General features: G+C 74.6%; 27 protein-coding genes. 14 read left to right on the top strand and 13 right to left on the bottom strand.

The window, feature by feature from the left end; genetic code table 11:
* Nucleotides 1-233: 233 nt before the first annotated feature.
* Nucleotides 234-1,418: a trans-sulfuration enzyme family protein gene (locus tag OHA86_RS34615; protein ID WP_329181748.1), complete on the bottom strand. Its 1,185-nt coding sequence runs from the start codon at nt 1,416-1,418 to the stop codon at nt 234-236.
* Nucleotides 1,419-1,478: 60 nt separating this feature from the next.
* Here OHA86_RS34615 and OHA86_RS34610 point away from each other — a divergent pair, with 60 nt between their 5' ends.
* The 3 genes from OHA86_RS34610 to OHA86_RS34600 all read left to right on the top strand — a co-directional run bounded on the left by OHA86_RS34610 (nt 1,479) and on the right by OHA86_RS34600 (nt 4,338).
* Entirely contained in the window at nt 1,479-1,952 is a 474-nt protein-coding gene (locus tag OHA86_RS34610) for an Lrp/AsnC family transcriptional regulator (protein ID WP_329181746.1), read from the top strand.
* A gap of 99 nt (nt 1,953-2,051) precedes the next feature.
* Entirely contained in the window at nt 2,052-3,740 is a 1,689-nt protein-coding gene (locus OHA86_RS34605; RefSeq protein WP_329181744.1) for a DUF885 domain-containing protein, read from the top strand.
* Nucleotides 3,741-3,813: 73 nt separating this feature from the next.
* Nucleotides 3,814-4,338: a GNAT family N-acetyltransferase gene (locus OHA86_RS34600; RefSeq protein WP_329181743.1), complete on the top strand. Its 525-nt coding sequence runs from the start codon at nt 3,814-3,816 to the stop codon at nt 4,336-4,338.
* A 34-nt stretch (nt 4,339-4,372) separates the two neighbouring features.
* Here OHA86_RS34600 and OHA86_RS34595 read toward each other — a convergent pair whose 3' ends face one another.
* Nucleotides 4,373-4,870, bottom strand: a complete 498-nt coding sequence (locus tag OHA86_RS34595; protein ID WP_329181742.1) for a rhodanese-like domain-containing protein — start codon at nt 4,868-4,870, stop codon at nt 4,373-4,375.
* Between the two features lie 94 nt (nt 4,871-4,964).
* Between OHA86_RS34595 and OHA86_RS34590 the strand changes: the two genes are divergently transcribed.
* Entirely contained in the window at nt 4,965-5,411 is a 447-nt protein-coding gene (locus OHA86_RS34590; RefSeq protein WP_329181741.1) for an Lrp/AsnC family transcriptional regulator, read from the top strand.
* 15 nt (nt 5,412-5,426) lie between these two features.
* Here the strand turns inward: OHA86_RS34590 and OHA86_RS34585 are convergent, their stop codons facing one another.
* Both OHA86_RS34585 and OHA86_RS34580 read right to left on the bottom strand, forming a co-directional pair.
* Nucleotides 5,427-8,726, bottom strand: coding sequence for an AAA family ATPase (locus OHA86_RS34585; protein WP_329181739.1), 3,300 nt, complete (start codon nt 8,724-8,726; stop codon nt 5,427-5,429).
* Entirely contained in the window at nt 8,726-9,886 is a 1,161-nt protein-coding gene (locus tag OHA86_RS34580; RefSeq protein ID WP_329181737.1) for an exonuclease SbcCD subunit D, read from the bottom strand. Before OHA86_RS34580 ends, OHA86_RS34585 begins: the two co-directional genes overlap by 1 nt.
* Before the next feature lie 394 nt (nt 9,887-10,280).
* Between OHA86_RS34580 and OHA86_RS34575 the strand changes: the two genes are divergently transcribed.
* Together OHA86_RS34575 and OHA86_RS34570 are read left to right on the top strand one after the other, a co-directional pair.
* On the top strand, nt 10,281-10,412 hold the full coding sequence (locus OHA86_RS34575) for a hypothetical protein (RefSeq protein WP_329181735.1): 132 nt from the start codon (nt 10,281-10,283) through the stop codon (nt 10,410-10,412).
* The gene (locus OHA86_RS34570; RefSeq protein ID WP_329181734.1) at nt 10,409-11,677 is read left to right on the top strand and encodes an enolase C-terminal domain-like protein; all 1,269 of its coding nucleotides are present in this window, start codon (nt 10,409-10,411) and stop codon (nt 11,675-11,677) included. Before OHA86_RS34575 ends, OHA86_RS34570 begins: the two co-directional genes overlap by 4 nt.
* Nucleotides 11,678-11,693: 16 nt before the next feature.
* On the opposite strand, the gene OHA86_RS34565 is transcribed toward OHA86_RS34570, so the two are convergent.
* Nucleotides 11,694-12,320, bottom strand: a complete 627-nt coding sequence (locus tag OHA86_RS34565) for a YigZ family protein (RefSeq protein ID WP_329181733.1) — start codon at nt 12,318-12,320, stop codon at nt 11,694-11,696.
* Between the two features lie 85 nt (nt 12,321-12,405).
* Here OHA86_RS34565 and OHA86_RS34560 point away from each other — a divergent pair, with 85 nt between their 5' ends.
* Nucleotides 12,406-12,813 (top strand): CoA-binding protein, encoded by a 408-nt coding sequence (locus tag OHA86_RS34560; RefSeq protein WP_329181732.1) that lies wholly within the window; start codon nt 12,406-12,408, stop codon nt 12,811-12,813.
* Nucleotides 12,814-12,831: 18 nt separating this feature from the next.
* Here OHA86_RS34560 and OHA86_RS34555 read toward each other — a convergent pair whose 3' ends face one another.
* Nucleotides 12,832-13,362, bottom strand: a complete 531-nt coding sequence (locus OHA86_RS34555; RefSeq protein ID WP_329181731.1) for a YbaK/EbsC family protein — start codon at nt 13,360-13,362, stop codon at nt 12,832-12,834.
* A gap of 43 nt (nt 13,363-13,405) precedes the next feature.
* A complete protein-coding gene (locus tag OHA86_RS34550; protein ID WP_443071939.1) occupies nt 13,406-14,197 on the bottom strand; it encodes an acyltransferase in 792 nt (263 codons plus the stop codon).
* A 59-nt stretch (nt 14,198-14,256) separates the two neighbouring features.
* Between OHA86_RS34550 and OHA86_RS34545 the strand changes: the two genes are divergently transcribed.
* Complete coding sequence (locus tag OHA86_RS34545; protein ID WP_329181727.1) at nt 14,257-14,823, top strand: gamma carbonic anhydrase family protein; 567 nt, start codon at nt 14,257-14,259, stop codon at nt 14,821-14,823.
* Nucleotides 14,824-14,873: 50 nt separating this feature from the next.
* Here OHA86_RS34545 and OHA86_RS34540 read toward each other — a convergent pair whose 3' ends face one another.
* Nucleotides 14,874-15,536: a DedA family protein gene (locus OHA86_RS34540; RefSeq protein ID WP_329181725.1), complete on the bottom strand. Its 663-nt coding sequence runs from the start codon at nt 15,534-15,536 to the stop codon at nt 14,874-14,876.
* A 114-nt stretch (nt 15,537-15,650) separates the two neighbouring features.
* On the bottom strand, nt 15,651-16,103 hold the full coding sequence (locus OHA86_RS34535; RefSeq protein WP_329181723.1) for a DUF4442 domain-containing protein: 453 nt from the start codon (nt 16,101-16,103) through the stop codon (nt 15,651-15,653).
* Nucleotides 16,104-16,343: 240 nt separating this feature from the next.
* Here OHA86_RS34535 and OHA86_RS34530 point away from each other — a divergent pair, with 240 nt between their 5' ends.
* Both OHA86_RS34530 and OHA86_RS34525 read left to right on the top strand, forming a co-directional pair.
* Nucleotides 16,344-17,330, top strand: coding sequence for a hypothetical protein (locus OHA86_RS34530; protein ID WP_329181721.1), 987 nt, complete (start codon nt 16,344-16,346; stop codon nt 17,328-17,330).
* A gap of 92 nt (nt 17,331-17,422) precedes the next feature.
* Nucleotides 17,423-18,721: an MFS transporter gene (locus tag OHA86_RS34525; RefSeq protein ID WP_329181720.1), complete on the top strand. Its 1,299-nt coding sequence runs from the start codon at nt 17,423-17,425 to the stop codon at nt 18,719-18,721.
* Nucleotides 18,722-18,965: 244 nt separating this feature from the next.
* Here OHA86_RS34525 and OHA86_RS34520 read toward each other — a convergent pair whose 3' ends face one another.
* Both OHA86_RS34520 and tuf read right to left on the bottom strand, forming a co-directional pair.
* Entirely contained in the window at nt 18,966-19,805 is an 840-nt protein-coding gene (locus OHA86_RS34520) for a spermidine synthase (RefSeq protein WP_329182669.1), read from the bottom strand.
* Between the two features lie 158 nt (nt 19,806-19,963).
* Nucleotides 19,964-21,142 carry an elongation factor Tu gene (tuf, locus tag OHA86_RS34515; protein ID WP_329181719.1) on the bottom strand — a complete coding sequence of 393 codons (1,179 nt, stop codon included), beginning with the start codon at nt 21,140-21,142 and terminating at the stop codon, nt 19,964-19,966.
* Between the two features lie 361 nt (nt 21,143-21,503).
* Here tuf and OHA86_RS34510 point away from each other — a divergent pair, with 361 nt between their 5' ends.
* Entirely contained in the window at nt 21,504-22,721 is a 1,218-nt protein-coding gene (locus OHA86_RS34510; RefSeq protein ID WP_329181717.1) for an MFS transporter, read from the top strand.
* A gap of 81 nt (nt 22,722-22,802) precedes the next feature.
* Nucleotides 22,803-23,585: a TVP38/TMEM64 family protein gene (locus OHA86_RS34505; RefSeq protein ID WP_329181715.1), complete on the top strand. Its 783-nt coding sequence runs from the start codon at nt 22,803-22,805 to the stop codon at nt 23,583-23,585.
* Here OHA86_RS34505 and OHA86_RS34500 read toward each other — a convergent pair.
* On the bottom strand, nt 23,539-24,153 hold the full coding sequence (locus tag OHA86_RS34500; protein ID WP_329181713.1) for a flavin reductase family protein: 615 nt from the start codon (nt 24,151-24,153) through the stop codon (nt 23,539-23,541). The genes OHA86_RS34505 and OHA86_RS34500 overlap by 47 nt on opposite strands.
* Nucleotides 24,154-24,556: 403 nt before the next feature.
* On the opposite strand from OHA86_RS34500, the gene OHA86_RS34495 reads away from it, so the two are divergent.
* Nucleotides 24,557-24,784 (top strand): hypothetical protein, encoded by a 228-nt coding sequence (locus OHA86_RS34495; RefSeq protein WP_329181712.1) that lies wholly within the window; start codon nt 24,557-24,559, stop codon nt 24,782-24,784.
* A gap of 257 nt (nt 24,785-25,041) precedes the next feature.
* Nucleotides 25,042-25,608, top strand: a complete 567-nt coding sequence (locus tag OHA86_RS34490) for a DUF1062 domain-containing protein (protein ID WP_329181711.1) — start codon at nt 25,042-25,044, stop codon at nt 25,606-25,608.
* 313 nt (nt 25,609-25,921) lie between these two features.
* Here OHA86_RS34490 and OHA86_RS34485 read toward each other — a convergent pair whose 3' ends face one another.
* On the bottom strand, nt 25,922-26,803 hold the full coding sequence (locus tag OHA86_RS34485; RefSeq protein ID WP_329181709.1) for a hypothetical protein: 882 nt from the start codon (nt 26,801-26,803) through the stop codon (nt 25,922-25,924).
* Nucleotides 26,804-26,979 lie beyond the last annotated feature (176 nt).

Raw genomic sequence — 26,979 nt, 5'->3', positions numbered from 1 at the left:
GGAGTGGGCGAAACCGGCGCCCAGACGGCCCGCAGCGGTGCCCGGTTTGGGCGCTGCCCGCGTCCGCGTGCGCCGCGGGCCGTCTCCCGGCCCCCCGGAGCCGCGCCCGCGGACCCGGCCCCGGACGGGAGGTCAGGCGGCGGCCGGCAGGGGCCGGCGAGCGGCGGCAGGCGCCGGGGCGGGTCCGCGGGCAGGTGCCGGTGCGGCGGATGCGGGTGCGGCGGCGGCTGGGGTCAGCGGGCGCTGCGAACAGGAGCGGGGGCAGGTGCGGCGGCCGACGCGGTCAGGGCCGCGTCGAGGTCGCGCCACAGATCCTCCGCGTCCTCCAGGCCGACCGACATCCGCAGCAGCCGTTCGCCGACGCCGCCGCTCGCCCGGTCCCGCGCGGTGACCACCCGGTGGCTGATGGAGGCGGGGTGCTGGATGAGGGTGTCGACGCTGCCGAGGCTGACCGCCGGGGTGATCAGGCGTACGGCGGCGATCACCGCGTGCGGGTCGCCGCGTACCTCGAAGGCCACCATCGCGCCGCCGATCCGCGGGTAGTGCACCGCGCTCACCCGCGGGTCGGCGGCCAGCCGGGCGGCGAGCAGCGCGGCGGTCGCGGACGCGGCGCGTACCCGTACCGGCAGCGTGGCCAGACCGCGCAGCAGCAGATAGCCGGCCAGCGGGTGCAGGACGGCGCCGGTGGCGAACCGCACCTGCCGCAGCACCCCGGCGAATTCCTCGTCGCAGGCCACGGCCCCGCCGAGCACGTCCCCGTGGCCGCCGAGGTATTTGGTGGCGCTGTGCAGCACGATCCGGGCGCCGGACTCGGCGGGCCGCTGGAGGACCGGCGTGGCGAAGGTGTTGTCGGCCAGCAGCGGCACCGAGCCGCAGTCGTGGGCGACCGCCCGCAGGTCGATCTCGGCGAGCGTCGGATTGGCCGGGGTCTCGACCAGGACCAGGCCGGTGTCCGGGCGGATCGCCGCCGCGATGCCCGCCGGGTCGGTCCAGGTGACCTCGGTGCCGAGCAGTCCGCTGCTCAGCAGGTGGTCGCTGGAGCCGTACAGCGGGCGTACCGCGACGACGTGCCGCAGCCCGGCCGCCGACCTGGCCAGCAGGCAGGCGCTGAGCGCGGCCATGCCGCTGGCGAAGGCGACCGCCGTCCGGGTGCCTTCGAGGCGGGCGAGCGCCGTCTCGAAGCGGGCGGTGGTCGGGTTGTCGAGCCGGGCGTAGACCGGCGGCCCCTGCGGGCGGGCGCCGGTCGCGGCGAAGGCGTCGATGCGCTCGGCCTCGCCGCGGCTGTCGTACGAGGGATAGGTGGTGGACAGGTCGAGCGGCGCGGCGTGCAGCCCGAGCGCCGCGAGATCGTCGCGGCCGGCGTGCACCGCCTCGGTGGCCAGCGCCCGCGCCGGGGTCGCTTCCCGTGTGGTCTCCATGCCGCCCAGACTGAACGGCCGCCGGTCCGCGGGGATGAAATGCCGTGCTACGTTCGGCCGGTGTCCGATTCCGTCGCACTCGATCCGGTGGACCTGCACATACTCCGGCTGCTGCAGAACGATGCCCGGACCACCTACCGGGACCTGGCTGCGGCGGTCGGCGTGGCGCCCTCGACGTGTCTTGACCGGGTGGCCAGGCTGCGGCGCAGCGGGGTCATCCTGGGACAGGAGCTGCGGCTGGACCCGGCGAAGCTGGGCCGCGGCCTTGAGGCGCTGCTGCTGGTGCAGGTGCGACCGCACCGCAGGGACCTCATCGACCCCTTCGTGGAGCGGATCCGCGGGCTGCCCGAGACCCGCGCGCTGTTCCATCTGACCGGCCCCGACGACTTCCTGGCGCAGGTCGCCGTGACCGGCACCGCCGACCTGCAGCGGCTGGTGGTGGACGAGTTCACCGCGCGGCCCGAGGTCGCGCGGGTGGAGACCCGGCTGATCTTCCAGCAGTGGGACTGCGGTCCGCTGCTGCCGCCCGGATGAGGGCGGCGGCGGGCCGGCCGCCCGTGCGACACGCCGGTGTCAGGCCCGAACGTCACAATGATGGTGACGCGGCACCCGGTCTCGTATGAGGATGGCGGCATGTCCAATCTCACCAGCTCCTCTCTCCCCCGCCAGGTCGCCGACGCCTACGTCGACGCGCTGATCGAACTCGACCCGCTGCTCGGCACGTACCTCGGTGTGCCCGGCGCGGCCCGGCGGCTGCCCGACCTCTCCCCCGCCGGAGCCGAGGCGCTGGCCGCGCTGGCCCGCGACACCCTGGACCGGCTGGCCGAGGCCGAGACACTGCCCGGGGCGGACAGCGATGTCGAGCGGCGCTGCGGGCGGCTGCTGCGCGAGCGGCTGACCGCGGAGCTGGCGGTGCACGCGGCGGACGAGCACCTGCGGTCGGTGAGCAACCTCAACTCCCCCGCGCACCACGTCCGTGAGGCGTTCGCGCTGATGCCGACCGACACCCCGGAGAACTACGCCGACATCGCCGCCCGGATGCGCGCCCTGCCGGCCGCGCTGGCCGGCTACCGGGCCTCGCTCACCGAGGGCCTGGCGCGCAAGCTGCCCGGCGGGCCGCGGCAGGTCGCCACGATGGTGGAGCAGTTCGGCGAGTGGACCGGCGACGGCGGCTCCGGCAGCTGGTTCGCGGGCCTGGTCGCGGACGGCCCGCAGGAGCTGCGCGACGAGCTGGACGCGGCCGCCGCCGAGGCCACCACCGCCTTCACCGGGCTGCGCGACTGGCTGCGCGACAGCTACGCCCCCGCGGTCGAGGGCGCGCCCGACACGGTGGGCCGCGAGCGGTACGCGACCTGGTCGCGGATGTGGAACGGCACCGACCTCGACCTCGACGAGGCGTACGCGTACGGCTGGTCCGAGTACCACCGGCTGCACGCCGAGATGGTCGGCGAGGCGGCGAAGATCCTGCCGGGCAAGGACCCCTGGGAGGTGCTGGCGCACCTCGACGGGCACGGGCAGGCCATCGAGGGCGTCGAGGAGGTGCGGGAGTGGCTGCAGGGCATCATGGACGAGGCCATCGACGCGCTCGACGGCACGCACTTCGACCTGGCCGACCGGGTCAAGAAGGTCGAGGCGCGGATCGCGCCCCCCGGCGGCGCGGCGGCGCCGTATTACACCGCGCCCTCCGAGGACTTCACCCGGCCCGGCCGCACCTGGCTGCCGACGATGGGCCGCACCCGCTTCCCCGTCTTCGACCTGGTCTCGACCTGGTATCACGAGGGCGTGCCCGGGCATCACCTGCAACTCGCCCAGTGGGCGCACGTGGCGGGCGACCTGTCCCGCTACCAGGCGAGCGTCGGCCTGGTCAGCGCCAATGTCGAGGGCTGGGCGCTGTACGCCGAGCGGCTGATGGACGAGCTGGGCTTCCTCACCGACCCGGAGCGGCGGCTCGGCTATCTGGACGCGCAGATGATGCGGGCGGTGCGGGTCATCGTCGACATCGGCCTGCACACGGGGTTCGCCGTCCCGGCGGACTCCCCCTTCCACCCCGGTGAGACCTGGACGCCCGAGCTGGCCAGGGAGTTCTTCGGCCGGCACAGCGGGCGGCAGCCGGAGTTCATCGACAGCGAGATCATCCGCTATCTGGGCATGCCGGCCCAGGCGATCGGCTACAAGCTCGGCGAGCGCGCCTGGCTGCTCGGCCGGGAGGCCGCCCGCGCCGCCCACGGTGACGCCTTCGACGCGAAGGCGTGGCACATGGCGGCGCTGTCGCAGGGCTCGCTGGGCCTGGACGACCTGGTCGCGGAGATCTCCGCGCTGTAGTTCGCGCCGCGCCCCGCCCGGGGCGCGCCGCATCCCGTAGGTCCCGTGAGTTCCGACAAGGCGGTACGGCCAGATGACCCTGCACGCTTCCCTCGACGGCGGCCGGCTGGTCCTGACCCAGGGCCGGCTGACACTGCGCGAGCAGCTGCCGAAGGACGCCGCGCAGCTGGCCGACGGCGAACCCGCCGGGCTGACGTGGATCGACGGGGTGCCGGGCGAGGGCACGATCGGCGCGGCCTCGATGACGGTCGCCGCGGCCGTGGCCGGGATGTACCGGCCCGGCTGGGGCGTCTTCGCGATCCAGCGCACCATCGACGGTACGGCGCTGGGCGGCGCCGGCTTCCACGGGCCGCCGGACGGCGGGGCGGTCGAGATCGGCTACGACCTGTCCGCGTCCGGCCGCGGCGCCGGCTGGGCGACGGACGCGGCGCGCGCCTTGTGCCAGTGGGCCCTGGGCCAGCCCGAGGTCGACCTCGTCCTGGCCACGACCGAGCCGGCGAACAGCGCGTCCCAGGCGGTGCTGGCCCGCGTCGGCTTCCTCCGTGTCGCCGACCGCGGCGAGCTGTGGGCGTACGAGCTGCGTCACCTGCCGGCCTGACGGGCCGCGCGGCAACCGCACGCGCGGCCGGGGCTCAGCAGCCGCACGCGCCGGAGGACAGCGGCGCCGTCAGGGCGTCGGGGTCGCGGCGGGCCGGGCCCGCGGCCGTCTCGTAGCCGAAGCCCTCGCGGATCCAGTATTCGAACCCGCCGAGCATCTCCTTGACCTGGTAGCCGAGCCCGGCCAGCGCGTGTGCCGCGCGGGTCGCGCCGTTGCAGCCGGGGCCCCAGCAGTGGACGACGACGGGGACCGAGCGGTGCAGGAGGACCTCGGCGAGCCGGGGGATGTCGGCGGTGGGCAGGTGGACCGCGCCGGGGATGTGGCCCTGGTCCCAGGACTCGGTGCTGCGGGTGTCCACCAGGAGGAAGCCGGGGTCGGCCGCGCCGCCGAGCGCGGCGGCCACGTCGGAGACATCGGTGTGGAAGGCGAGGCTCGCCGCGAAATGGGCGGCGGCGGCCTCGGGGGCGGCGGGCGGCACCCGGAGGACCGCGTTCGTGCTGGTCAGCGGGTCGGTCAGCTGCTCTGTTGTCATGGCGGGAAATCTACGGTCCGCGGCACCCGGCCGGAAGTGGGATTCCCCGGGCTCGGACTTGATGTGCCGGGCTTTCCCCTGGTATCCCTCGGGCATGACCGCTTATTCACTGGACGCCACCGACTGGCGGCTGCTGGAAGCCCTCCAGCACGACGGACGGGCCAGCTACGCCGAGCTGGCGCGTACCGTCGCGATGTCGCCGAGCGCCGTCACCGAGCGGGTGCGGCGGCTGGAGGAGGCCGGGGTGATCACCGGCTACTCCGCGGTGATCGACCACGACCGCATCGGCCTGCCGATCCTGGCGCTGGTCAGGCTGCGCTATCCGACCGGCAACTACAAGCCCTTCCACGACCTGCTGGCGAGCACGCCCGAGGTGCTGGAGGCGCACCATGTCACCGGGGACGACTGCTTCGTGATGAAGGTGGCCGCGCGCTCGATGCGGCACCTGGAGGAGACCACCGGCCGGATCTCCGGGCTCGGCGCGGTCACCACGAGCGTCGTCTACTCCTCGCCGCTGGAGCGCCGCCCGCTGGTGCTGTGACGTTTGCGCGGCGGGTCAGCGGGTGCGCAGCCGTACGGTGGAGCCGTCGCGGCCCTTAGTGACGTGGAGTTGGGCCGGGATACGGTCCCGCAGGTCGGCCACATGGCTGACGATGCCGACCGCGCGGTCGCGTTCGCGCAGGCCGTCGAGCACGTCGAGGACCTCGTCCAGGGTCTGTTCGTCCAGGCTGCCGAAGCCCTCGTCGATGAAGAGGGTGTCCAGGCGCATGCCGCCCGCCTCGTCGGTGACCACGTCGGCCAGGCCGAGGGCGAGAGAGAGGGAGGCGAAGAAGGTCTCGCCGCCCGACAGGGTGGAGGTGTCGCGCTCGGTGCCGGTCCAGGCGTCGACCACCATCAGGCCGAGGCCCGACTTGGTCCTGCCGCCGCCGCGGGCGTCGGTGTGGACGAGGGTGTAGCGGCCGGCCGACATGCGCTGCAGCCGTACGCCGGCCGCCGCGGCGACCTCTTCCAGCCGGGCGGCCAGCACGTAGGTCTCCAGCTCCATGCGGTACTGGTTCTCGGCCGAGGTCGCGGAGGCCAGGTCGGACAGCCGGGCGATGCGGTCGTACGCGGCGCGGGCCGGGGCGAGTTCGGCGACGGCGGCGGTCGCCTCCGCGCCCAGCCGGTCGAGTTCGGCGCGGCGGGTGGCGGCGGCGGCCTCGTCGGCGGACGCCTTGCGCAGCCGGAGGTTGGCGGCGTCGAGTGCCGCCTGTGCGGCGCCGGGGTCCGCCGCGGGCAGGGCCGCTGCCGCGGCGGTCTGCGGTGCGGCCAGGTCCGCCTCGGCCGCGGCCTCCTCCTTGGCCCATGCCTCGGCCTGGCGTTCGGCCTCCCACAGCCGGGACGGCGGCAGCAGCGCCGCGGCGGCCTCGTCGGCGGAGCGGAACCCGGCGCGGATGGCGGCCGCGGCGAGTGCCGACTCGGCCTCCGCGAGGCGCTGTTCACTGTCGGCGCGCTCCCGGACGGCGTGGGCCGCCCGGTCCAGCAGGGCGATGGCGGCGGTCAGGTGCTGCCTGCGGGCGGCGACGCTGGGATGCCCGTCGCGCGCCCTGGCCGACTCCTCGCTCAACCGCTCGAACTGCTCGTCCAGTTCCTCACGGCGCGAGGCGCGGGCGGCGGTGCGGTGCAGCGCGTCCTGCTGCTGCGCGGTGCGCAGGTCGCGTTCCTCCTCGGCTCGGGCGAGCGCGGCCCTGGCCTCGGACACGGTGGCCGCCGCGCGTGCCGCGTCGCGGTACTCCGCCGCCAGCACGGCGTGGGCGGCGGCGAGTTCGGCCTGCGGGGCACCGCCCGCGGTGGCGGTGGCCGCGTCGAGCCCGGCGCGCAGCCCGGCGACCGCGTCGCGCGCCCGGTCGTGGTCGGCGGACCTGGCCTGGAAGCCGGCGTAGGCGGCGTCCTCGTCGGCCCGGGTGACGCGGTTGCCCGCGGGGCGGGCGGGCGCCGGGTGGTCGGCGGACCCGCAGACCCGGCACGGCTCGCCGTCGGCCAGCTCGCCGGCCAACTCCGCAGCGATGCCGGAGATCCTGGCCTCCCTGAGGTCCTGCCACGCCTCACGCGCGTCCCCCGCGAGGTCCCGCGCGTTTCTCGCCTTCTGCTCGGCGCGAGCCAACTCACCTGCCAGGGTGTCCCGTTCGACGGCCGCGTCACGACGGGTGGCGGCTGCCGCCAGTCCTGCCGCCAGGTCCCCGGCGCGTGCCGCGGCCTCCAGCGCGGTGTCGAGCCGCGCTTGCAGCCCTGCCCGCGCCTGCGGCCACCCGGCCAGCCAGCCGAGCGCGTCCCGTACGGCCTCCTCGTCGGCCCGTTCCTCGCGCTCCAGTCCGGCCCTGCGCGCGGCGACCTCCCGCGCCCGCGCCTCGGCCTCCCCGGCGGCGGCGAGCCCCCCGACCACTTCCCGCAGCTCCCCGGCCCGCCGAGCCAACTCCTCGACCCGCAGCCGGGTTCCGGCGCCGGTCCCGACGCCCGAGCCGGGCACGACGTCCCCGGCCGCTTCCCCCGGGCTCGCCGCCCCCCGCGCGTCCCCGACCGCCTGGGCCGGGACGGCACCCGGCGCGCCCGGACGGGCCGCCGAACCGCCCCCGGGCACCGCCGGGACCGGCCAGGCACCGGAGCGCTCAGCCGCATCCGGCGGCGCGTCGGCCGCCGACTTCTCCGCCGCGTGTCCACTGCCACCCGGACGGGCCGCCGAACCGGCCCCATGCACCGCCGGGACCGGCCAGCCGCCGGAGCCGCGCTCAGCCGCATCCGCAGCCGGGGCGGCGCGGCGGGCGGCCGGGACGGGGGTCGCGGCCAGTGCGGTCGCGGCCTCGCGTTCGAGGGTGCGGGTCTCCTCGTGGTGGGCGGCGGCCTTGTCGCGGTGGGTGAGGGCGGGGTCGACCGTCGTGGCGCGCTGGGCGCGGGACAGGGCGGTGCGGGCGGCCGTACGGGCCGGGCGGTGCTCGGCGAGTGCGGCGGCGCGCCGCCTGGCCTGCTCGTGGCGCTGCTGGAGCGCGTACAGCTCGCGGGCCTGCGCGGCGGCCTCCGCCGCGGCTGCGTGGGACAGCTCGGCGTGGCCGAGGGCGGCGAGCGCGATGTCGTACTGCTCGCGGGCGGCGCAGCGCAGGACCGCGGCATGGCCGAGGAAGTCCGCGGCCTGCGCGGGGTCGCCGTCCGTGCCGGTGTCGCCGGCCGCCTGCCGTATCCGGGCGGCGAGCCCGGCGATCTCGCGGTCGCCCTCGACGAGCCGCTGCGCGGCGTCCTGCTTGCGGTCCCGCAGCCGGTGCTCGACGGACTTGAAGCGGCGGGTGTCGAAGAGCCGGCCGAGCAGCGCGGCCCGCTCGGTGGCGCTCGCCCGCAGGAAGGTCGCGAATTCGCCCTGCGGCAGCAGCACGACCTGGCAGAACTGCTCGCAGCTCATGCCGACCAGCTGCTTGATCTCCTCGCCGATCTCCTGGTGGGACTTGGACATGGCGTGCCACTGCCCGTCGCGGTGCTCGCGCAGCAGCGTGACGGCCTTCTCCGTGGTCACCCCGCTGCCGCGCTTCTTGGCGCGCGGCTGCTCGGGCCGCCGGGTGATCTCCAGCCGCCGTCCGGCGAGGGTGAGTTCGAGCACCACCTCGGTCGGCGTGCCCGGCGCGGCGTGGTCGCTGCGCAGCCGGGTCGCGGGCCGGGCGCCGGGCACCTGGCCGTAGAGGGCGAAGCAGACCGCGTCGAGGACGGAGGTCTTGCCGCCGCCGGTGGGGCCGTGCAGCAGGAAGAGGCCGGCGGCGGACAGTTCGTCGAAGTCGACGGTCTGCCGCGCGGCGAAGGGGCCGAAAGCGGTGAGCCGCAGCCGGTGCAGCCGCATCAGTCGCGCTCCGCCGTCGCGGCGGCGGCGCGTACCGCGTCGAAGGTCTCGCGCAGCACGAGGCGTTCGTGCGGGTCGGGCGCGCTGCCGCGGACATGGGCGACGAAGTCCTCGGCGATCTGCTGGTCGCTGCGGCCGGCGAGCCGGCGGGCGTAGGAGGCGGCGGGGTCGTCGTCGCGGCCCTCGGGGTCGAAGCCGAGGCTGAGGATGTGCGGGAAGCGCTTGGCGAGCGCGGCCATCGGTTCGTACGGGCGTACCGGGTCGGTGAGGGTGGCCTCGACCCAGGCGTCGGCGTGCGGTTCGTGCGCGGGGTCGGCGAGCAGGTCGTCGAGGCGCCCGCGCAGCCGGGCGAGGCGGCGCGGCACAGGGGTGTCGACGCGTTCCGCGTCGATCTCGCCGCGCGGGCCGAGGTCGACCAGCCACATGCTCTTGCGGTGGTGCTCCTCGGAGAAGGAGTAGGCCAGCGGCGAACCCGAGTAGCGGATCCGCTCCGTGACGGTCTGGCAGCCGTGCAGGTGGCCGAGCGCGGTGTAGTCGATGCCGTCGAAGAGCGCGGCGGGCACCGAGGCGACGCCGCCCGCGGTGATGTCGCGCTCGCTGTCGCAGGGCGCCGCGCCGGTGACGAAGGCGTGGGCCAGGACGACGCTGCGGGTGCCGGCGGGGCGGGCCGCGAGGTCGGCGCGGACCCGGTCGGCCGCGGCGCCGAGCACGGCGGTGTGGTCGGCCCTCTCGGCGCCGATCTGGTCGCGCACCAGGGCGGGTTCGAGATACGGCAGCCCGTAGACGGCGACGTCGCCGTGGGTGTCGCGCAGCACGACGGGCCGGTCGCAGGCCGCCGGGTCGGTGCGCAGATGGATGCCGGCCCGGTCGATGAGGCCGGCGCCGACGCCGAGCCGGCGCGCCGAGTCGTGGTTGCCGGAGATCATCACGGTGGGCACGTCCAGGTCGGCGAGCGCGTGCAGCGCGATGTCGTACAGCTCGACCGCGGCCAGCGGCGGCACCGCCCGGTCGTAGACGTCGCCCGCGACGAGCACCGCGTCGACGTGCTCGGCGCGGACGGTGGCGACGAGGTGGTCGAGGAAGGCCCGTTGGGCGTCGAGCAGGCTCACCCGGTGGAAGGACCGGCCCAGGTGCCAGTCCGATGTGTGCAGCAGTCTCACTCGGCCGCCCCGACCTGCACGCTCGCCCTCGCCGTTCCTCGTTGTCCGCGGTGATCCGGATTCTAGGCGGTGGCGGTGCCCCGGCGGGCCGGGCCCCCCACCGGAGACCGATCGAACCTTTCGTCGGAGGTCTCGAAAACTTCCGCCCAGGATTGCGGCTCACGCATTGCACATTCTTCGCGAATCAGCCGATCCACCGTAGCCTTCCGCGCACGTCGCTCCGATGTCCGCTCTCGGCCGCAGCGGGGTGGTCGGCGGACCGGGCGACCCGCCCGCCGAGGACCCGCGGACCGGATCCGGCCTGGCCATTGACCGGTTCACAGGTGCCGCCTACAGTCCATGGGTATTCGCATTCATGGCGAGGGTTCACGTTCATGGACAAGGTGAGGCTTCCGTGCTCGACCACGCACCCTTCTTCCCGGTGACCTCCCGCACCTCAGAAGATTCGGCCGATCTTCCGATTCTTTCGGACAACATGCGGCAGGAAGTCGGCGGCGCGTGCGGCGCGGCGGAGGCCGCCCGATGAGCGGCGGGATCCGGATCACCGGGGCCGACATCACCCCGGTCGCCTTCCGCGACCCGGCGCTGCTGAACGCGGTCGGCGTCCACGAGCCGTACGCGCTGCGGGCGATCGTCGAGGTCCGCACCGACCAGGGCATCACGGGCCTCGGCGAGACGTACGCCGACGGGGGGCATCTGCGGCGGCTGCGCGCGGCCGTCGAGGTGATCACCGGTATGGACGTCCACACGCTCGGCGGCATGCACCGGCGGATCTCCGAGGCGCTGAACGGCGGCATCGGCGCCGGCGGGCACGGCCTGACCGGGTCGGCCACCGGCAGCGGCGCCGCCGACCGGGTCTTCGCGCCCTTCGAGGTCGCCTGCCTCGACATCCAGGGCAAGGCCGCGGGGCTGCCGGTCAGCGACCTGCTCGGCGGCGCGGTGCGCGAGTGCGTGCCGTTCGGCGCGCACCTCTTCTACAAGCGGGCCGGCCATCCCGGCCGCGAGCCCGACGAGTGGGGCGCGGCGCTCGACCCGGACGGCATCGTCGCGCAGGCACGGCGGATGACCGAGGACTACGGCTTCGGCGCGATCACGCTCAAGGGCGGGGTGATGCCGCCCGAGGAGGAGGTCGAGGCGGTGCGGGCGCTGCACAAGGCATTCCCCGGAATTCCACTGCGGCTGGACCCCAACGCGGCCTGGACGGTGGAGACCTCGGTCCGGGTCGCCCGCGAACTCGACGGCGTCCTGGAGTATCTGGCGGACCCGACGCCCGGCCAGCGGGGCATGGCGGAGGTCGCACGCCGGGCGCCGATGCCGCTGGCCAGCACCATGTGCGTGGCCGCCTTCGACGAGCTGTCGTCCGCGGTGGCCCGCGAGTCGGTGCGTATCGTGCTGGCCGACCACCACTCCTGGGGCGGCCTGCAGCGCTCCCTGCTGCTCGCCGGCATCTGCCGGACGTTCGGCCTGGGCCTGTCCCTGCACTCCGACTCCCATCTGGGTGTCGGTCTCGCCGCGATGACCCATCTGGCCGCCGCCACTCCCGACCTGGCCTACGCCTGCGGCACCCGCTGGCCGTGGAAGTCCGAGGAGGTCGTCGTACCCGGCGCGCTCGCCTTCGCAGACGGGGCGGTACGGGTGCCGACCGCGCCGGGGCTGGGCGTCGAACTGGACCGCGACGCGCTGGCCCGGCTGCACGAGCAGTACGTCACCCGCGGTCTGCGCGAGCCGGACGGCACCGGCCGCATACGGCGGATCGACCCGTCGTACGAGCGGAGGTCGCCGCGCCGGTGACCCGGGGCGCCGCCGGTCACACGTCCACGTAGGCGCTGCCCCCGGTCTCGCAGACGGCGGCGCCCGAGGTCGCGTCGGCCAGCCACGACCTGAACGCGGCCACCTCGTCCTCCGGGACCCCGAGGCTGAGGGTCACCTCGGCTCCGTAGCCGACATCGCGCAGGGTGTGGCCCGCGGACCGCAAATCGTTCTCCAGCCGCCCGGCCCGCCCGTGGCCGACGGTGACGGTCAGCAGGGTCAGCCGGCGGCGCTCGACCGTGCCGATCTCGTCCAGCGCGGCGGACACGGCGCCGCCGTAGGCGCGGACCAGACCGCCCGCGCCGAGCTGGATGCCGCCGTAGTAGCGGGTGACGACGGCGACGGTGTCGCGGACCTCGCGGCCGAGCAGTACCTGGAGCATCGGGGTGCCCGCGGTGCCGCCGGGCTCGCCGTCGTCGCTCGCCCGGTGCAGCCGCCCGTCGGGGCCGATGACGTACGCGAAGCAGTGGTGCGTCGCGGCGGGGTGCGCCCGGCGGACGTCGCGGATGACGGCCTGCGCGGCCTCCTCGCCGGCGGCGGGGGCGAGGGTGCACAGGAAGCGGGAGCGCTTGATCTCGCTCTCGTGGACGCCCGCGCGCGCCACCGTCAGATACCGGTCGGCCATCGCTCCAGCGTAGGGCCTGTCGTGCGGGGAATGACGGCGGGCGTCCGCCGGTTCGACCAGGCAGGACGAGAGTGCGGAGGACGGCGTGTACGGCGACGCGGCAGCAGTGCGGAAGATCCTCACGGAGACCGGCGGCACCTGGGCGGTGGTCGGCCTGTCGAACAACACCTCGCGGGCGGCGTACGGCGTCGCCGCGGTGCTCCAGCGGTTCGGCAAACGGGTCGTGCCGGTCCACCCGAAGGCCGAGCCGGTGCACGGCGAGCAGGGGTACGCCTCGCTCGCCGACATCCCCTTCCCGGTGGACGTCGTGGACGTCTTCGTCAACTCGGACCTGGCGGGCCCGGTGGCCGACGAGGCGGTCGCGGCCGGGGCGAAGGCCGTGTGGTTCCAGCTCGGGGTGGTCGACGAGGCGGCGTACGAGCGGACCCGGGCCGCCGGGCTCGACATGGTGATGGACCGCTGCCCCGCCATCGAGATCCCCCGGCTGGGCTGACGCGGCCCGCCCGCTTCCTCAGATCCCGAGGTTTTCGAGGACCACCGCGCCCGGGAGCGCGGCCAGCACCTTGCCCGGCACGATGAGCTTGCCGCGCCGCGCCCCGCTGCCGATCAGCACCCACGGGGTGTCCGCGACGGCCGCGTCGATCAGCAGCGGCCAGTCGGCGGGCAGGCCGACCGCGGTGATCCCGCCGTATTCCATGCCGGTGGCGCCGACCGCGGTGTCCATCGAGGCGAAGGACGCCTTGCGGGCGCCGAGGTGGCGGCGCACCACGCCGTTGACATCCACGCGGGTGGTGGACAGCACCAGGCAGGCGGCGAGCGTGACGTCCTGGCCGCGCCTGCCCGCGACGACCACGCAGTTCGCGGACTCCCGCAGCAGTTCCTCGCCATAGGTCGCGACGAAGACGGCGGTGTCGGCCTTCGCCGGGTCGGTGTCCACATGGATCATCTCGGCGGTGACGGCGGCGGCCACCGGCGGCGGCAGCAGCTCGCGGCGTTCGGTGGCGGGCAGGGCGTCGTCGAAGTGTCCGATCGGGGCGCGCATGCGGCGAATCTAACAAACCGCACCGCCCGCCAGGGGCGCCGGTTCAGGCCTGCTGCTCCAAGTCGCCGGTGTCCAGCAGCCGTTCAGGGCCGGCGTCGGCCGGGAAAGGGGTGGGCGCCGGGGTGCGCAGCGGGGGCTGCCAGTCGGCGGTGCCCGCGTCCCAGCGGCGTACGATCCTGGCCGGCGCGCCCGCCACCACCGCGTAGTCCGGGACCTCGCCGCGCACGACGGCGCCGGCCGCGACCACCACGTTCCGGCCGAGCCGGGCGCCGGGCAGGATCACACAGCCGGCCCCGAGCCAGCTGCCGGCACCGATCTCGACCGGCGCGGTACGCGGCCACTGCTCGCCGATCGGCCGCGCGATGTCGTCGTAGGAGTGGTTGATGCTGGTCAGGTAGACGTAGGGGCCGCAGTAGACCTTGTCGCCGAGGACGATCGGGGCGAGCGCCACCACATGGCTGCCGCGGCCCAGTACCACCCCGTCGCCCAGCCGCAGTACCGGCTCCGGGCCGAAGCCGGTGCCGGGTTCGCCGTCGGGGCGCGCGTCGGTGGGCATCAGGCCGACGGTGAGGGTGACCTGCTCGCCGATGATGCAGTAGTCGCCGAGGTGGATCCAGCGCTCGCCGAAGACGGTGCCCTGCGGGTGGGCGAGCCGGGTGCCGGGGCCGATCCGGGCGAAGTGCAGCAGCCCGGGGCGCTCCGCGGTGACCGCGCCGGCGTTCTGCGCCCAGCGCCGGGCCCGGTGCACCAGGCGGGTGGCCGCCCGCCGCCGCCAGGCGGCCGCGGCCGCGATACCCGCGGTCGCGGAAAAGAACACGTTCTCATTCCTGGGCACGGATTCACCGTATACGGTGCCGGAGGACAGTGGCGGACCGGCATGGAGGACGTGGACCGATGACAGACCGGACGGGCGAGCGGCGGCCGGCGGCGGACGCGCTGGTCGCGGGCATCCTCGGCACGCGGCCGGAGATCGACCCGGCGGCGTATGTCGCGCCCACATCGGTGGTGCTCGGCCGGGTGACGCTCGGCGCCGGCGCGAGCACCTGGTATCACGCGGTGCTGCGCGGCGACTGCGAGTCGATCGCCATCGGGGCGGGCTCGAACATCCAGGACAACTGCTCAGTGCACGCCGACCCGGGCTTCCCCGTGGTCGTCGGCGAGGGCGTCACGGTCGGGCACAACGCGGTGCTGCACGGCTGCGTGATCGAGGACGGCGTCCTGGTCGGGATGGGCGCGACCGTGCTGAACGGCGCGCGCATCGGTACCGGTTCGCTGGTGGCCGCGCAGGCGCTGGTGCCGCAGGGGATGCAGGTGCCGCCCGGCTCGCTGGTCGCCGGTGTCCCGGCCAAGGTGCGGCGGGAACTGACCGAGGAGGAGCGGGCGGTGGTTCGGCTCAACGCGGAGCACTACGTGGCGCTGGCCGAGGTGCACCGCGACGCCGTCGGGGACGGGCGGGGCTGAGCGCCCGCCGCGGCGGGACCCGGGAGCGCGGCACGGGAGTGTGGCACGGCTCACTCTCCGGGCTGCGCCACCGCCACTTCGACGTCGGCAGCGGGCGCCGCTTCCATCTCGGCCTGCACCTTGGCCGCCCGGCGCTTGACCAGCACCAGCGAGCCGATGCCGAAGAGCACCGCGATGCCGAGCCCGACGTAGCCGAACCGCTTGAGCCAGGGTTCCGCGACCTGGCCCACGTAGTAGATGACGGCCGTTATTCCGCCGGCCCACACGATGCCGCCCAGCGCGTTGGCGACGAGGAATCTGCCGTACGGCATCTTCAGCACGCCGGCCAGCGGCCCGGCGAAGATCCGCAGCAGCGCGACGAAACGGCCGAAGAACACCGCCCACATGCCCCAGCGCTGGAAGGAGCGCTCGGCGGTGGCCACGTGGCCCGGCGAGAAGTGCGAGGGGAATCTTCGGCCGAGCCGTTCCAGCAGGGGTTTGCCGCCCTTGTGACCGATGGCGTAGCCGATGGAGTCGCCGCCGACCGCGCCGATGATGGCGCTCATGCCGACCAGCCAGGGATTGGCGTGCCCCTGCGAGGCCATCAGCGCCGCCGTCATCAGCACGATCTCGCCGGGCAGCGGGATGCCCAGGCTCTCCAGGCCGATCACCAGACCCACCATCAGGTAGACGGCGACCGGCGGGATGCCGTCGAGCCATTCCTGGACGTGCACAGCCGGTCCCTCCCCGCGACAACGGTCGGACGGTGCGCACGGGGCGCACCCTCAGGAAGCCTAACCGACCGGCCGGACCGGACAGTCCTGTCGCCCGGGGGTTCCGGCCGCCGCTCAGCTGTTGGGGCGCAGCGTCCAGACGATCGTCATGTGCGAGGTCTGCGCGCCGTCCCCGCGCTGCACGGACACCTCGACGGGGAATTCCGGCCGGGTGCCCGCGTCCAGCTCCGCGACGACCTCGGCGGCCGGGCGGCCGAGCACCGCGGTGGCCGTGAGCGGCCCCCTGGCCAGTTTCGTCCAGCCGATCTCCGCGCGCACCGGCAGCGGCACGGCCCTGCCCAGCTGGTCGCCGAACGCGGCGAGCACGACGGCGCCACTGGCGGACTCCGCGAGCGTGAACATCGCGCCGGCGTGCGGCCCGGCGACGTGGTTGTGGTAGTCGGGGTCGTCTGGCAGTGCCAGGACCGCGCGTTCCGCGGTGGTCTCCAGGTATTCGAGGCGGAGGGTGCGGACCATCGGCACGGTGGCCGTCAGGAGTTCGCCGATCGAGGGCAAGGGCTCGGACATGACCGCATGTTACCAGTCGGTAAGACGATCCGGCGTGGAACCGTCGAGGCCGCTCCCTTAGTGTTTCCAGCCATGTGGCCAGGAGACGAGCAGTCCGGTGGACAATCCGGGGGACAGCAGTACCCATCGGGCAATCCCCCTCAGCAACCGCAGGGACCGTACGGTCAGCCGCCCAATCCGTACGCGCAGCCCGGTTATCAGCAGCCGGCCTATCCCCCGCCCGGACAGCAGCCGCCGCCCGTGCCACCGCCGGCGCAGCAGCCGTATCCGCCCGCCCAGCCGTACGGCACGCCGTCCCCGTACGCGAAGCCCGGCTATCAGGCGCCGCCCGGCTACCCCACCCCGCAGGCCTGGGGTCCGCCGGTGCCCGGCGGTCCTGAGGGCGGCCCGCCGCGCGGCGGTCGCAGCAAGGCGACCGTCTGGGTCGCCATCGGCGCGGCCCTCGCGGTGATCGCCGCGGTGGTGGTCACGGTGGTCTTCGTCTCCGGCGGCAAGAAGAATTCCGACGCGCACGACACCACCACCCCGCCCGTGACGGCCACGTCCCCCACGGTGGCCCCCACGCCCACCCCGACCGGCACCCTGGAGCCGGGTGCCAGCGGCGGCGGCGGGGACGACCCGCGCGGCCCGGCCGGCTCGACCGACGTCACGCCGGTCGTCCCGGGCTGGCAGGCGGTCAAGCGCCAGGAGCGCAACTCGGTCTTCGACGTGCCGCCGGACTGGACACTCGACAGCGAGACCATGGACGTCGGCTACGGCGACGAGACCGGCAAGCCGCAGGTCGCGGTCGGCGCGCCCGCGTACTACAAGAAGGACATCTGCACCGACGGCAAGAACACCGTCTCCAGCGCAACCGCCGGCACCAAGGGCGGCGGCGGGGCGCCGAGCCTCAAGACCGCCGCCGAGAACGAGGCCAGGGCCTGGGCGAAGTGGGCCTTCCAGGAGAAGGGCAAGGGCACCGTCTCCGCGGCGCAGAACAGCAAGGCCTTCCACAACGCCCACGGGATCACCGGCTGGCAGGCGCAGGCCACCATCACCGGGGTCCCCAAGGCCAACAAGTGCTCCTCGAACGGCATCGCCTACACCGTCGCCTGGCTCGACCCGGCCCAGCCCGACAAGCCGACCCCCGTGGTGTGGGTGCTGTGGGCGCGGCAGGGTGTGCCCGACCAGATCAGCCAGGCCATGGTCGACCAGATCATGAGCACCATCCGGCCGATGAAGCAGTGACACGCGGCAGCGGCCGTACGCTTTCGGCCGCTGCCGTACCCGCCGCCCATTAATCGGTTGGCAGTCCACCGGGGGTGGGCGATAGTCCCCTGGTGGCAGAACACGACGACGGGCGCCGGCTGAGCTTCCCGCCCTGGGCCGGGCGGAATTTCCGGTTGCTGGTGGGTGCGTCGTTCATCACCAGCACCGGCAATTCCGGGGCCACGATCGCCGCGGCCTTCGCCGTCATCGAGTCCGGCGGGAGCGCCACCGACGTCGGCCTGGTGGCCGCCGCCCGCACCCTGGCGATGGTGCTGCTGTTGCTGGTCGGCGGCGCCGTCGCGGACCGGCTGCCGCGGCAGCGGGTGATGGCCGTCGCCAACCTCGTCAACGCCTGCTCGCAGGCCCTTTTCGCCGCCCTGGTGCTGACCGGGCACGCCACGCTGTGGCAGATGGCGGCCCTGACCGCGGTCGGCGGCGGGGCCGTGGCCTTCTTCTCGCCCGCCTCCGAGGGCCTGGTGCTCTCCACCGTCGACACCGCGAACGCCGGGCAGGCCTTCTCCGTCTACCGGCTGGCCACGAACGCGGCGGGCATCGGCGGCGCCGCGCTGGGCGGCGCGCTGGTCGCCGCCTTCGGGGCCGGCTGGGTGCTCGTGGTCGACGCCGCCGGCTTCACCGCGGCCGCCGCGATGCGGGCCCGTATCGACGTCTCCCGCGCCGACCGGGCGCCGCGGTCCGGCGGCATCGCGCGCGAACTGCGCGAGGGCTGGCACATGGTGGCCTCCCGGTCCTGGCTGTGGACCACCGTGCTCCAGTTCTCCGTCGTCAACGGAATGGTGAACGCGGTCGAGGCGGTCTACGGCCCGCTGGTGTCGCGGGAACGCCTCGGCGGCGCCGGTCCCTGGGGCCTCGCGCTGGCCGCCGGCGGAGTGGGAACCGCGTGCGGCGCGGTGCTGATGATGCGCTGGCGACCGCGCCGGATGCTGGTCGCGGGCGCCCTCGGCGTCCTCCCGCTGGCCCTGCCCGCCGCCGCGCTCGCGCTGGCGCTGCCGGCCTGGGCACTGGCCGCGGTGATGTTCGTCGGCGGCCTGGCGATCGAGGTCTTCGCGGTCAACTGGATGCTCGCCCTGCACCAGGAGATCCCCGAGGACCTGATGTCCCGCGTGTCGGCCTTCGACTGGCTGGGCTCGGTCGCCCTGACCCCGCTCGCCGTGGCCCTGGCGGGCCCGGCCGCCGCGCTCTTCGGCCGTACGCGGGCGCTCTGGGGCTCGTCCGGGCTGATCGTGCTGCTGACCGCCGCCGTCCTGCTGGTGCCGGACATCCGCCGCGTGGAGCGCGTGCCCCGTCCGCCGGACGCGGCGCCCGTCCGCGCGCCGGCGGCGGACGGGCCGGTGGGCGGCCCGGCGCTCTGAGCCCGGGGCCGCGGCGGGACGCTGGGCGGACGCCGAGCGGGGGGTCGTACGGCAATGGCGGCCGGTACTGCGGCGCTGGGTCTCGCGGGCCTACGGTGGCCGGCCCGGCGCACGGACACCCGCCCGGCGGTCGTACGGTGAACGGGCCCGCGCTGCTGGGGCGCCGGGCACGCGGGCCTACGGTGAACGGCCCCCGGCGCTCCCCCGGGTCCCGCGGTCGTACGGCGACCCGCCCGCCGAGCGGTCAGCCGACCGTGAACGCGCCCTCCGGGGGGCGGGGCGAGGCCGTCGCCGTGGCGTCGTCCACCGGGTGCGCGCGGCCGATCAGCCGGGACAGGGCGCGGCCGTGGACGACCCGGGCCGGGAAGGCGTCGGCGGCGCACAGCCGGGACAGCGCCTCGACCGGCAGCGGGCGGCGGCTCGCGACGAGGACGGCGTTGCCGAAGCGCCGGCCGCGCAGCACCCCCGGCTCCGCCAGCAGGCACAGGTCGCCCCCGCCCGCCAACGCGCTGCGTACCGTGGCCAGTTGGGAGCGCAGGAAGGCGAAGGGCGCGGCGTCGGCCACATTTGCCAGGTAGACACCGTCCGGGCGCAGCACCCGCAGCGCGTCGCGGACGAATTCCACCGACGTCAGCGCGGCGGGCACCCGCGAGCCGCCGAAGACGTCCGCCACCACGAGGTCGGCGGTCCCGCCGCCGGCCCGCGCCAGCCAGGCCCGCGCGTCGGCGGTGTGCACGGTCACCGAGGGGTCGTCCATCGGCAGCACCTCCGCGACCAGCGCGGCCAGCCGCCGGTCGGCCTCCACCACCTGCTGCCGCGACCCCGGCCGGTCGGGGCCGAGCCAGCGGGCCAGCGTCATCGCCCCGCCGCCCAGATGCACCGCGTCCACCGGCTCGCCGTCGGCGAAACCGGCCCGCACGGCGTACGCGATGCGCCGCACGTACTCGAACTCCAGGTGCCCCGGGTCGTCCAGGTCCACGTACGACTGCGGCGACCCGTCCACGGTGAGCAGCCAGGCCCGCGCCCGGTCGATGTCGGGCAGCAGCCTGGCCGTACCGAAGTCCACCGCCCGCACCACCGGCACCGGTTCCGGAGCCTGCCCGGGCTTCCGGTCCGGCGCCTGGTCTGATCCCGTCGCGGGCCGGTCCTCGTGTTGATCCACCCGGCCATTGTCCCGCGCCCCGCGTGGCGGCACGCCCGCCGCTGTCCGGTACGTGGCAACGTACCGGACAGCGGCAGGGCTCAGATCAGCGCGGTCACCGTGCCCGCGCCGACCGTGCGCCCGCCCTCGCGGATGGCGAAGCCGAGCCCCGGCTCCAGCGGCAGCGCCCGGCCGAGGTCGATGGTGACGTCGGCCGTGTCACCGGGCAGCGCCATCCCGGCCGGGCCGAGGTCGACGTCGCCGACCACGTCCGCGGTGCGGATGTAGAACTGCGGCCGGTAGCCGGTGGCGACCGGGGTGTGCCGGCCGCCCTCCGCCGCGGGCACGATGTAGACGCGCGCGGTGAAGCGGCGGTGCGGTGTGACGCTGTCCGGCGCCGCGACGATGTCGCCGCACCGTACCTGGCCGCGCTGCACACCGCGCAGCAGCAGCGCCACGTTGTCACCGGCCTGCGCCGAGTCCATCGGCCTGCCGAAGGTCTCAAGCCCGGTGACCACGCTGGTCAGCACCTCGCCCGCGGCCGTGTGCACCTGCACCCGGTCGCCGGGCGCCACCGCCCCGCGCTCGACCGCGCCGGTCACCACGGTGCCGCGCCCGGTGATGGTGAGGACGTTCTCCACCGACACCAGGAACGGCGCGTCGGTGTAGCGCACCGGCACCGGCACGTACGCGTCGACCGCGTCGAGCAGCTCACCGATCGCGGCCGTCCAGCGCGGGTCGCCGTCCAGGGCGCGCAGCCCGGAGACCCGCACGACCGGCAGCTCCTCGCCGGGGTAGCCGTGCGCGCCGAGCAGTTCGCGTACCTCCAGCTCCACCAGGTCGGTCAGCTCGGGGTCGCCGGCGTCCGCCTTGTTCAGCGCCACCACGATGTGCCGTACGCCGATCTGCCGGGCCAGCAGCACGTGCTCCGCGGTCTGCGGCATCACGCCTTCGAGCGCCGAGACGACCAGGATCGCCCCGTCCAGCTGGGCCGCGCCGGTGATCATGTTCTTGACGTAGTCGGCGTGTCCCGGCATGTCCACGTGGGCGTAGTGCCGGGCCTCGGTCTCGTACTCGACGTGCGCGATGGTGATGGTGATACCGCGGGCCGCCTCCTCAGGGGCACGGTCGATCCGGTCGAACGGCACGAAGGTGCCGCTGCCGCGGTCGGCGAGGACCTTGGTGATGGCCGCGGTGAGAGTGGTCTTGCCGTGGTCGACATGGCCCATGGTGCCGATGTTCAGATGCGGCTTGGTGCGTACGTACGCCTGCTTGGACATGGCGGTGTCTCCTCCTGGGACGCCGGTCGGTCGTGGACCCCTGGCCTGGCCGACCCTCCCCGTGCGGGGTCCCACCGGACGTCGGTCCGGGGAGGGTCAGCGTCGGGCGTCGTCGAAGGATGCGTTCCGGGCGGCCCGGGCGGCGGATGCGGCCGGGGCGGCGCAGGCAGCCTTCGACGCGACCGCTGCTGCGGTGGCGTCTGCGAGGAAGGCGAGCCGGAACATGCGCCGAGCATGACGGGCGGGCCCGCCCGGCGTCGAAGGATTTTACGGCGGGAGCACGTGAGAGGATTTGTTCCGCGGGTGAACTTAGGCCGCCCGACCGGCTCGCCCGCGTCCCCACCAGATCGAAGGAAGCTCCATGCCCCTGGCCATCCTCGCCCTCGCGGTGAGCGCCTTCGGTATCGGCACCACGGAATTCATGATGATGGGCCTGCTGCCCGACGTGGCCGACAGCCTGGGCACCTCGGTGCCGACCGCCGGGTATCTGGTCTCGGCCTACGCGCTCGGCGTCGTCGTCGGCGCCCCGCTGCTCACCGGCCTCGGCGCGCGGATCCCGCGCAAGCGGATGCTCCTGCTGCTGATGGCGCTGTTCACCGTCGGCAACGCCGCCTCCGCCGTCGCCCCCGGCTACGGCACGCTGCTCGCCGGGCGCTTCCTCGCCGGGCTGCCGCACGGCGCCTTCTTCGGGGTCGGCGCGGTCGTGGCGTCCCGGCTGGTCGCGGAGAACCGCAGGGCGCGGGCGGTGGCCGCGATGTTCCTCGGCCTGACGGTCGCGAACATCGTCGGTGTGCCCGCCGCCACCCTGCTCGGCCAGAACCTGGGCTGGCGGGCCACCTTCCTGGTGGTGACCGCGATCGGGCTGCTCTCACTGGCCGCGCTCGCGCTGCTGGTGCCGCAGTTGCCCACCGAGGAACTCAGCGGAGTCGGCCAGGAGTTGCGCGCGCTGCGGGATCCTCAGGTGCTGCTCGGGCTGCTCACCGCGGTGTTCGGCTTCGCCGGGGTCTTCGCCGTGTACAGCTATCTCGCCTCGATGATGACCGAGGTCACCGGCTACGCGGACGCCACCGTCACCGTGCTCCTCGCGCTGTTCGGCATCGGGATGACGCTCGGCGCGCTCGCCGCGGGCCCGCTCACCGACCGCGCCCTGCGCCCGACCCTGTACGGCTCGCTGGCCGCGCTCGCCGTCGTCCTCGTCGGCTTCCACTACGCCGCCCAGTCCAAGGCGACCGCCCCGGTCGCGGTCCTGGTGCTGGGCGCGGTCGGCTTCATGACCACCACCCCGCTGCAGATGCTGGTGATGAACAAGGCCCGCCGCGCCCCGACCCTCGCGTCGGCCTCCAACCACTCCGCCTTCAACCTCGCCAACGCGGGCGGCGCCTGGCTCGGCGGTGTCGCCATCGCCGCCGGGTGGGGCTGGACCTCGCCCGCGCTCGTCGGGGCGGTGCTCACCGTGGTGGGCCTGTCCGTCGCGATCACCGCGGGCGTGCTGGACCGCGGCTCGCCCGCCGCGTCCTCGGTCGTCGCCGTCGCGGGGCAGCGCGAGCGCCGGAAGTCGGGGGCGGCGGACGGGCCGTGAGGGCGGCCCCGCGGGCGGTTCGGGCGGTTCGGGCGGTTCGCTGATGAGCCGATCGGCGCCCTGAGCGGTTACGCTCCCGTAGTGCCTCTCGTAGTGCCGCGCCGCGTACGCCTCGCCGCCCGCTGCTCACGCGTACTGCTCTCGCCGTGGGCCAGGTTCGCGGTGCTCGTGCTGCTGCTCGCGGCGGCCGGCGCCGCGGTGCTGGCCTGGCACCCGCAGCGGCTGTTCACCGCGCACGGCTGGCAGCCGCACACCTCGGGCGGTACGGCGGTGCTGCTCTTCGCCCTCGCGTACGGCCTGTGCACGGTCGCCTTCGTGCCCCGCCCGCTGCTCAACGCCGCCGCCGGCGCGCTCTACGGCATCCACGCCGGGCTGCCGGCCGCGATCGGCGGCACGGTGCTCGGCGCGGGGCTGGCCTTCCTGCTCGGGCGCTTCCTCGGGCGGGACGCCGTACGCCCGCTGCTGCGCGGCCGGGTCGCGCTGTCCCTCGACCGGCAGCTCAGCAGGCACGGCTTCCGCAGCACTCTGGCGCTGCGGCTCTTCCCCGGAGTGCCCTTCGCCGCCGCGAACTACGCGGCGGCGGTCTCCCGTATCCGGCTGCTGCCCTTCCTCACCGCGACCGCCGTGGGCAGCGCCGCGAACACCGCCGCCTATGTGGTGGCCGGCAGCCGCGCCGCCTCCCCGACCTCGCCGGTCTTCCTGCTCGCCCTGGGCTTCCTGGGCGTCACGGGCGTGGCCGCGGCGGTCGTCGCCCGCGGCGTCCGCGCCCGTTCCCGCACGGGTACGGAGCCGGAGTCGGCGGACGGACGTGCGGCGGTCAGCGACGCCGCCCCTCCTGCCACTGCTGGAACGAAATCCGCTTGATCTCCAGCACCTCGCCGAGGGTGCTCCACTCGTCCTTGCCGAGCCGGGCCAGCGGGCGCAGCTTGTGCACGTCCGGGTGCCCGTCGGTCAGCACCGCCTCCGACACGGCCGCGTGCACGACCCGCCCGAAGACCACGGTGGAGTCCCCCAGCCTGACCGTGCTGTGCAGCTCGCACTCCAGCGCCACCGGCGAGGCCGCCACGCGCGGCGGCTTCACCCGCAGGCTCGGCTCACGCGCGATCCCGACCTCGTCGAACTCGCTCGCCCCGCGCGGGAAATCGGTCCCCGTCGCGTTGATCTCCTCGAAAAGGTGCTCGGACGCCAGGTTGACCACGAACTGCCCGGTCTCCTCGACGTTCCGCAACGAGTCCTTCCGCCCCACCGACGTGAACTGCACGACCGGCGGGCTCACGCAGGACACCGAGAAGAAGCTGTGCGGCGCCAGATTGTCCGTCCCGGCCGCCGAGGTCGTGGACACCCACGCGATCGGCCGCGGCACGACCGTCGCGGTCAGCAGCCGGTAGAAGGTGTTGCGGTCCAGCTCGTTCGGATCGAAGTCGATACGCATGCCAGCCAGTATCCACGCGGGGACCGCGGATCCCCACGGCGCATCGCGGCATCACCAAGCCCGCCTTCTTCGGAAAGCGCCCGGCGCCGTACGCCCGGCCGGCTGCGATCGCCGTGAACCGTTCCGAGAAGGGCCGCCGGGCCGACATCACAGCTGCCCGCCAGAGCTTCCGCCGCCGCGGCGGCCGTTCGCCGGCGCCGGTCCGCTGCTCGCCGTCCTGGTCGCCGTGCGGCTGCCGGCGCTCCTCGCCGGGGCCGTCCTGCTCTCCCTGGCCCGGCACCGCCGCCTGTTGGAGGCGCTGCGGGACCACCTGGCCGAGACCGAGAAATTCCGGGGGGTGCCGTCCAGGCTGCACCAGGACGTACTAACCGGCCTCGGGAACCGCTGATGGCCCGACGTGCCCATGGCGCCCGCCAGTGGCTGCGAGACGACGCTGCGAGCCGCGCCCGCCGACCCCGACCCGGGTCTGCCGGCCGACCGCTTCCACCGCCTGGCGTGCGTCCACGCGTACCCCGACCGGGAGGACGACGCGATCGGCGCGCTGGGCAGAGCCGTGGACCTGAGCCGCGACGTCGCCGACTCCACCGCGTCACCGCGGTTCCCACTGGACAAGGCGCTGCTGGAACTCTGATCCGCGCAGCGCCCCGTCCGGCTCCGGCCCGGTCCATGGCCCGTGAACCGCCCTACGGAACCCCGCGGTAAGGCGCCCGAAAACCGGTGGAGCAGCGGCGCCGCGTGCCGTTACCGTGCTGCCGGACCGAGTCGTCTAGGCAAGGACGCCCCGTTGTACACCGTGTGAGACCCCCCGAGTGCTGATTGGTCGCGCGTCGCGCATGTGCGCCGCGCTGCTTTTTGCTGCGGACTTCTCACTGGAACCGGTGTACTTCTGTGCTCACTGTCTGGGTGGTCATGCCCACCTGCCTGCCGCTCGTTCTCCGGCGCTGCCATACGTGCACGTCCGAGAGCTTCCGGGCAAACGGCAAATTTCGCCTCAACGCACACCACAAGCTCATCGACGCCTGGCTCCTCGCGCTCTGTACCGGTTGCGGGGACACCGCGAAGCTCACGGTCCTGGAGCGGGTGAATGTGCGCTCCGTACGATCGGAGCTGCTGGACCGGCTGCACGGCAACGACCCTGTCCTGGCAGCGGAGTTGCTCCAGGATCCGGTCGTGCAGCGCCGTAACCACATCGCCCTCGGCTGGGACGGCGCGTGGCGCCTCGACACCGGCGAACCCGATGAACCCGATGAGCCGGATGACCAGGACAGCGAGGTGATCGACGTCTCGGTCCGCTTCGCGGCGCGGATCCCCGTCCGGCCGGTACGGCTGATCGCTGAAGGGTGCGGTCTGTCGCGGGCCGAGGTCGAACGGCTGATCACGGAGGGCAGACTCGTCTCGGCGGTCCGGCTGAACGCCAAGCTCTCCGGCGACTTCACCTTCACGCTCAAGCGCTGAGCCCTCCTCGGGGCCGCGGGCCTGTCCGGCACGTTCCGCCGGACAGGCCCGCGGCAGCGACCGGGCCGCGACCGTCCCCGCCCGATCGCCCGCAAGGCGGTCATCGACCAGGGCGCGCAGGGGGTGGAATCGGCTGATGTGCCGTTGGCGTGCGTCACGGCCCCCGCCGCGCTGCCCCCGGGCCGATACGGCCCCCGCTACCTGGGACGGCTTCTGCCCGAGGGCGGCCACTGACCCGGGCCTCCCAGCGCCGGCCGGGGTGTCGACGCGGGTGTGAAGCGGCCGGCTACCGCGTTCGGGCGGGTGCGGTACGTCAGCCGGCCGGATGGTAGTGCTGGAGGTAGAGGAAGATCGACTTCCAGCCCGATCCCACGTTCAGGATGTGCAGCCGGCCCCCGCCCGGACCGAGGTCGAGCGCCGCGATCCCCTCCACCTCGTCGTCCGGCTGCACGTCCTGCGTGAAGGCGCGGGCGATCGCGCCGGTCGCCGGGTCGATCGTGTACACGGCCTTGTCAGCGTCGCCGTCCACCGAGGCGTAGAGCACGCCGCCGAGCATGGCCGCGCCCTGGATGCGGCTGAGCGGCTGCGACAGCCGTACCGTCCTCGCCACCGGCAGCGCCGCCCCGGCGGGCAGCGACAGCAGGTCCGACAGCCGGTACGCGACGAGTTCGTCGGTGCCCTGGGCGGCGGACTGGTTCCAGGCCGCGGTGTAGACCAGCCCGGCCGCCGCGTCCACCGCCACCCACGGCACACCGTCGGGCAGCAGCGGCACCGGCAGTTGGACGTAGCGCCCGGTCCAGCTCAGGTCACCGGTGTTGAACAGCGCCAGCAGCGGGTGCCGGTAGTCGCTGCCGTCCTCGATGGGCGCGATCACGTACCCGCCGTGGACGTCGAGGTCGCCGATGTGGTCGGAGCCGTAGGGGCCGCTCAGCGCGGCGGGGATCGCGAGGGCGCTGGAGGCCGCCTCGTGGTTCCCGTCGACCGTCGCCTTGGCCAGGCTGTACGTGCCCGAGTAGTAGAAGTAGGTGCCGTCGGTCGCGATGCCCTGCCCGCGTTCGAGCGCGGTGACGCCGGTCCAGGTGGAGTATCCCGGCAGCCGGGTCCACGTCGTCGCGTACGCCGCCTGCGGCACCATCAGCGCCATCACCGCCGCCGCGGCGACGGCAGCGGCCCCTCCCGCATACCGGATCCTCATCGGCCCGAACCCCCAAGTCAATTGACGACAAGTCCTGTTGCCCTTGGCGCCCCCTATTGCAGCAGTGCCCGGCGGCGCTGCCCACCGCGCCCGGGTGAACACTGGCCGACGGGCACGGTCCAGACGGGCGGCCTCCGTGCGGTCCGCCGCCCCACCTGTCCCCGTACGGCGCAGGG

Origin of the sequence: Streptomyces sp. NBC_01477 (genome assembly GCF_036227245.1) — a bacterium.
In the GTDB taxonomy this organism is placed as follows: Bacteria; Actinomycetota; Actinomycetes; order Streptomycetales; family Streptomycetaceae; genus Actinacidiphila.
Note: the sequence above shows the minus strand (reverse complement) of the source record. Positions and strands in the feature narration are given on the sequence as shown.

Bases quoted from the DNA above. Each gene is read 5' to 3' on its own strand.
- OHA86_RS34615 (WP_329181748.1), bottom strand. From the start codon at position 1,418: ATGGAGACCACACGGGAAGCGACCCCGGCGCGGGCGCTGGCCACCGAG.
- OHA86_RS34605 (WP_329181744.1), top strand. From the start codon at position 2,052: ATGTCCAATCTCACCAGCTCCTCTCTCCCCCGCCAGGTCGCCGACGCC.
- OHA86_RS34510 (WP_329181717.1), top strand. From the start codon at position 21,504: ATGCCCCTGGCCATCCTCGCCCTCGCGGTGAGCGCCTTCGGTATCGGC.
- OHA86_RS34555 (WP_329181731.1), bottom strand. From the start codon at position 13,362: ATGCGCGCCCCGATCGGACACTTCGACGACGCCCTGCCCGCCACCGAA.
- OHA86_RS34570 (WP_329181734.1), top strand. From the start codon at position 10,409: ATGAGCGGCGGGATCCGGATCACCGGGGCCGACATCACCCCGGTCGCC.
- OHA86_RS34500 (WP_329181713.1), bottom strand. From the start codon at position 24,153: ATGCGTATCGACTTCGATCCGAACGAGCTGGACCGCAACACCTTCTAC.
- OHA86_RS34495 (WP_329181712.1), top strand. From the start codon at position 24,557: ATGGCGCCCGCCAGTGGCTGCGAGACGACGCTGCGAGCCGCGCCCGCC.
- OHA86_RS34485 (WP_329181709.1), bottom strand. From the start codon at position 26,803: ATGAGGATCCGGTATGCGGGAGGGGCCGCTGCCGTCGCCGCGGCGGCG.
- OHA86_RS34535 (WP_329181723.1), bottom strand. From the start codon at position 16,103: ATGTCCGAGCCCTTGCCCTCGATCGGCGAACTCCTGACGGCCACCGTG.
- OHA86_RS34585 (WP_329181739.1), bottom strand. From the start codon at position 8,726: ATGCGGCTGCACCGGCTGCGGCTCACCGCTTTCGGCCCCTTCGCCGCG.
- OHA86_RS34590 (WP_329181741.1), top strand. From the start codon at position 4,965: ATGACCGCTTATTCACTGGACGCCACCGACTGGCGGCTGCTGGAAGCC.
- OHA86_RS34595 (WP_329181742.1), bottom strand. From the start codon at position 4,870: ATGACAACAGAGCAGCTGACCGACCCGCTGACCAGCACGAACGCGGTC.
- tuf (WP_329181719.1), bottom strand. From the start codon at position 21,142: ATGTCCAAGCAGGCGTACGTACGCACCAAGCCGCATCTGAACATCGGC.
- OHA86_RS34600 (WP_329181743.1), top strand. From the start codon at position 3,814: ATGACCCTGCACGCTTCCCTCGACGGCGGCCGGCTGGTCCTGACCCAG.
- OHA86_RS34565 (WP_329181733.1), bottom strand. From the start codon at position 12,320: ATGGCCGACCGGTATCTGACGGTGGCGCGCGCGGGCGTCCACGAGAGC.
- OHA86_RS34545 (WP_329181727.1), top strand. From the start codon at position 14,257: ATGACAGACCGGACGGGCGAGCGGCGGCCGGCGGCGGACGCGCTGGTC.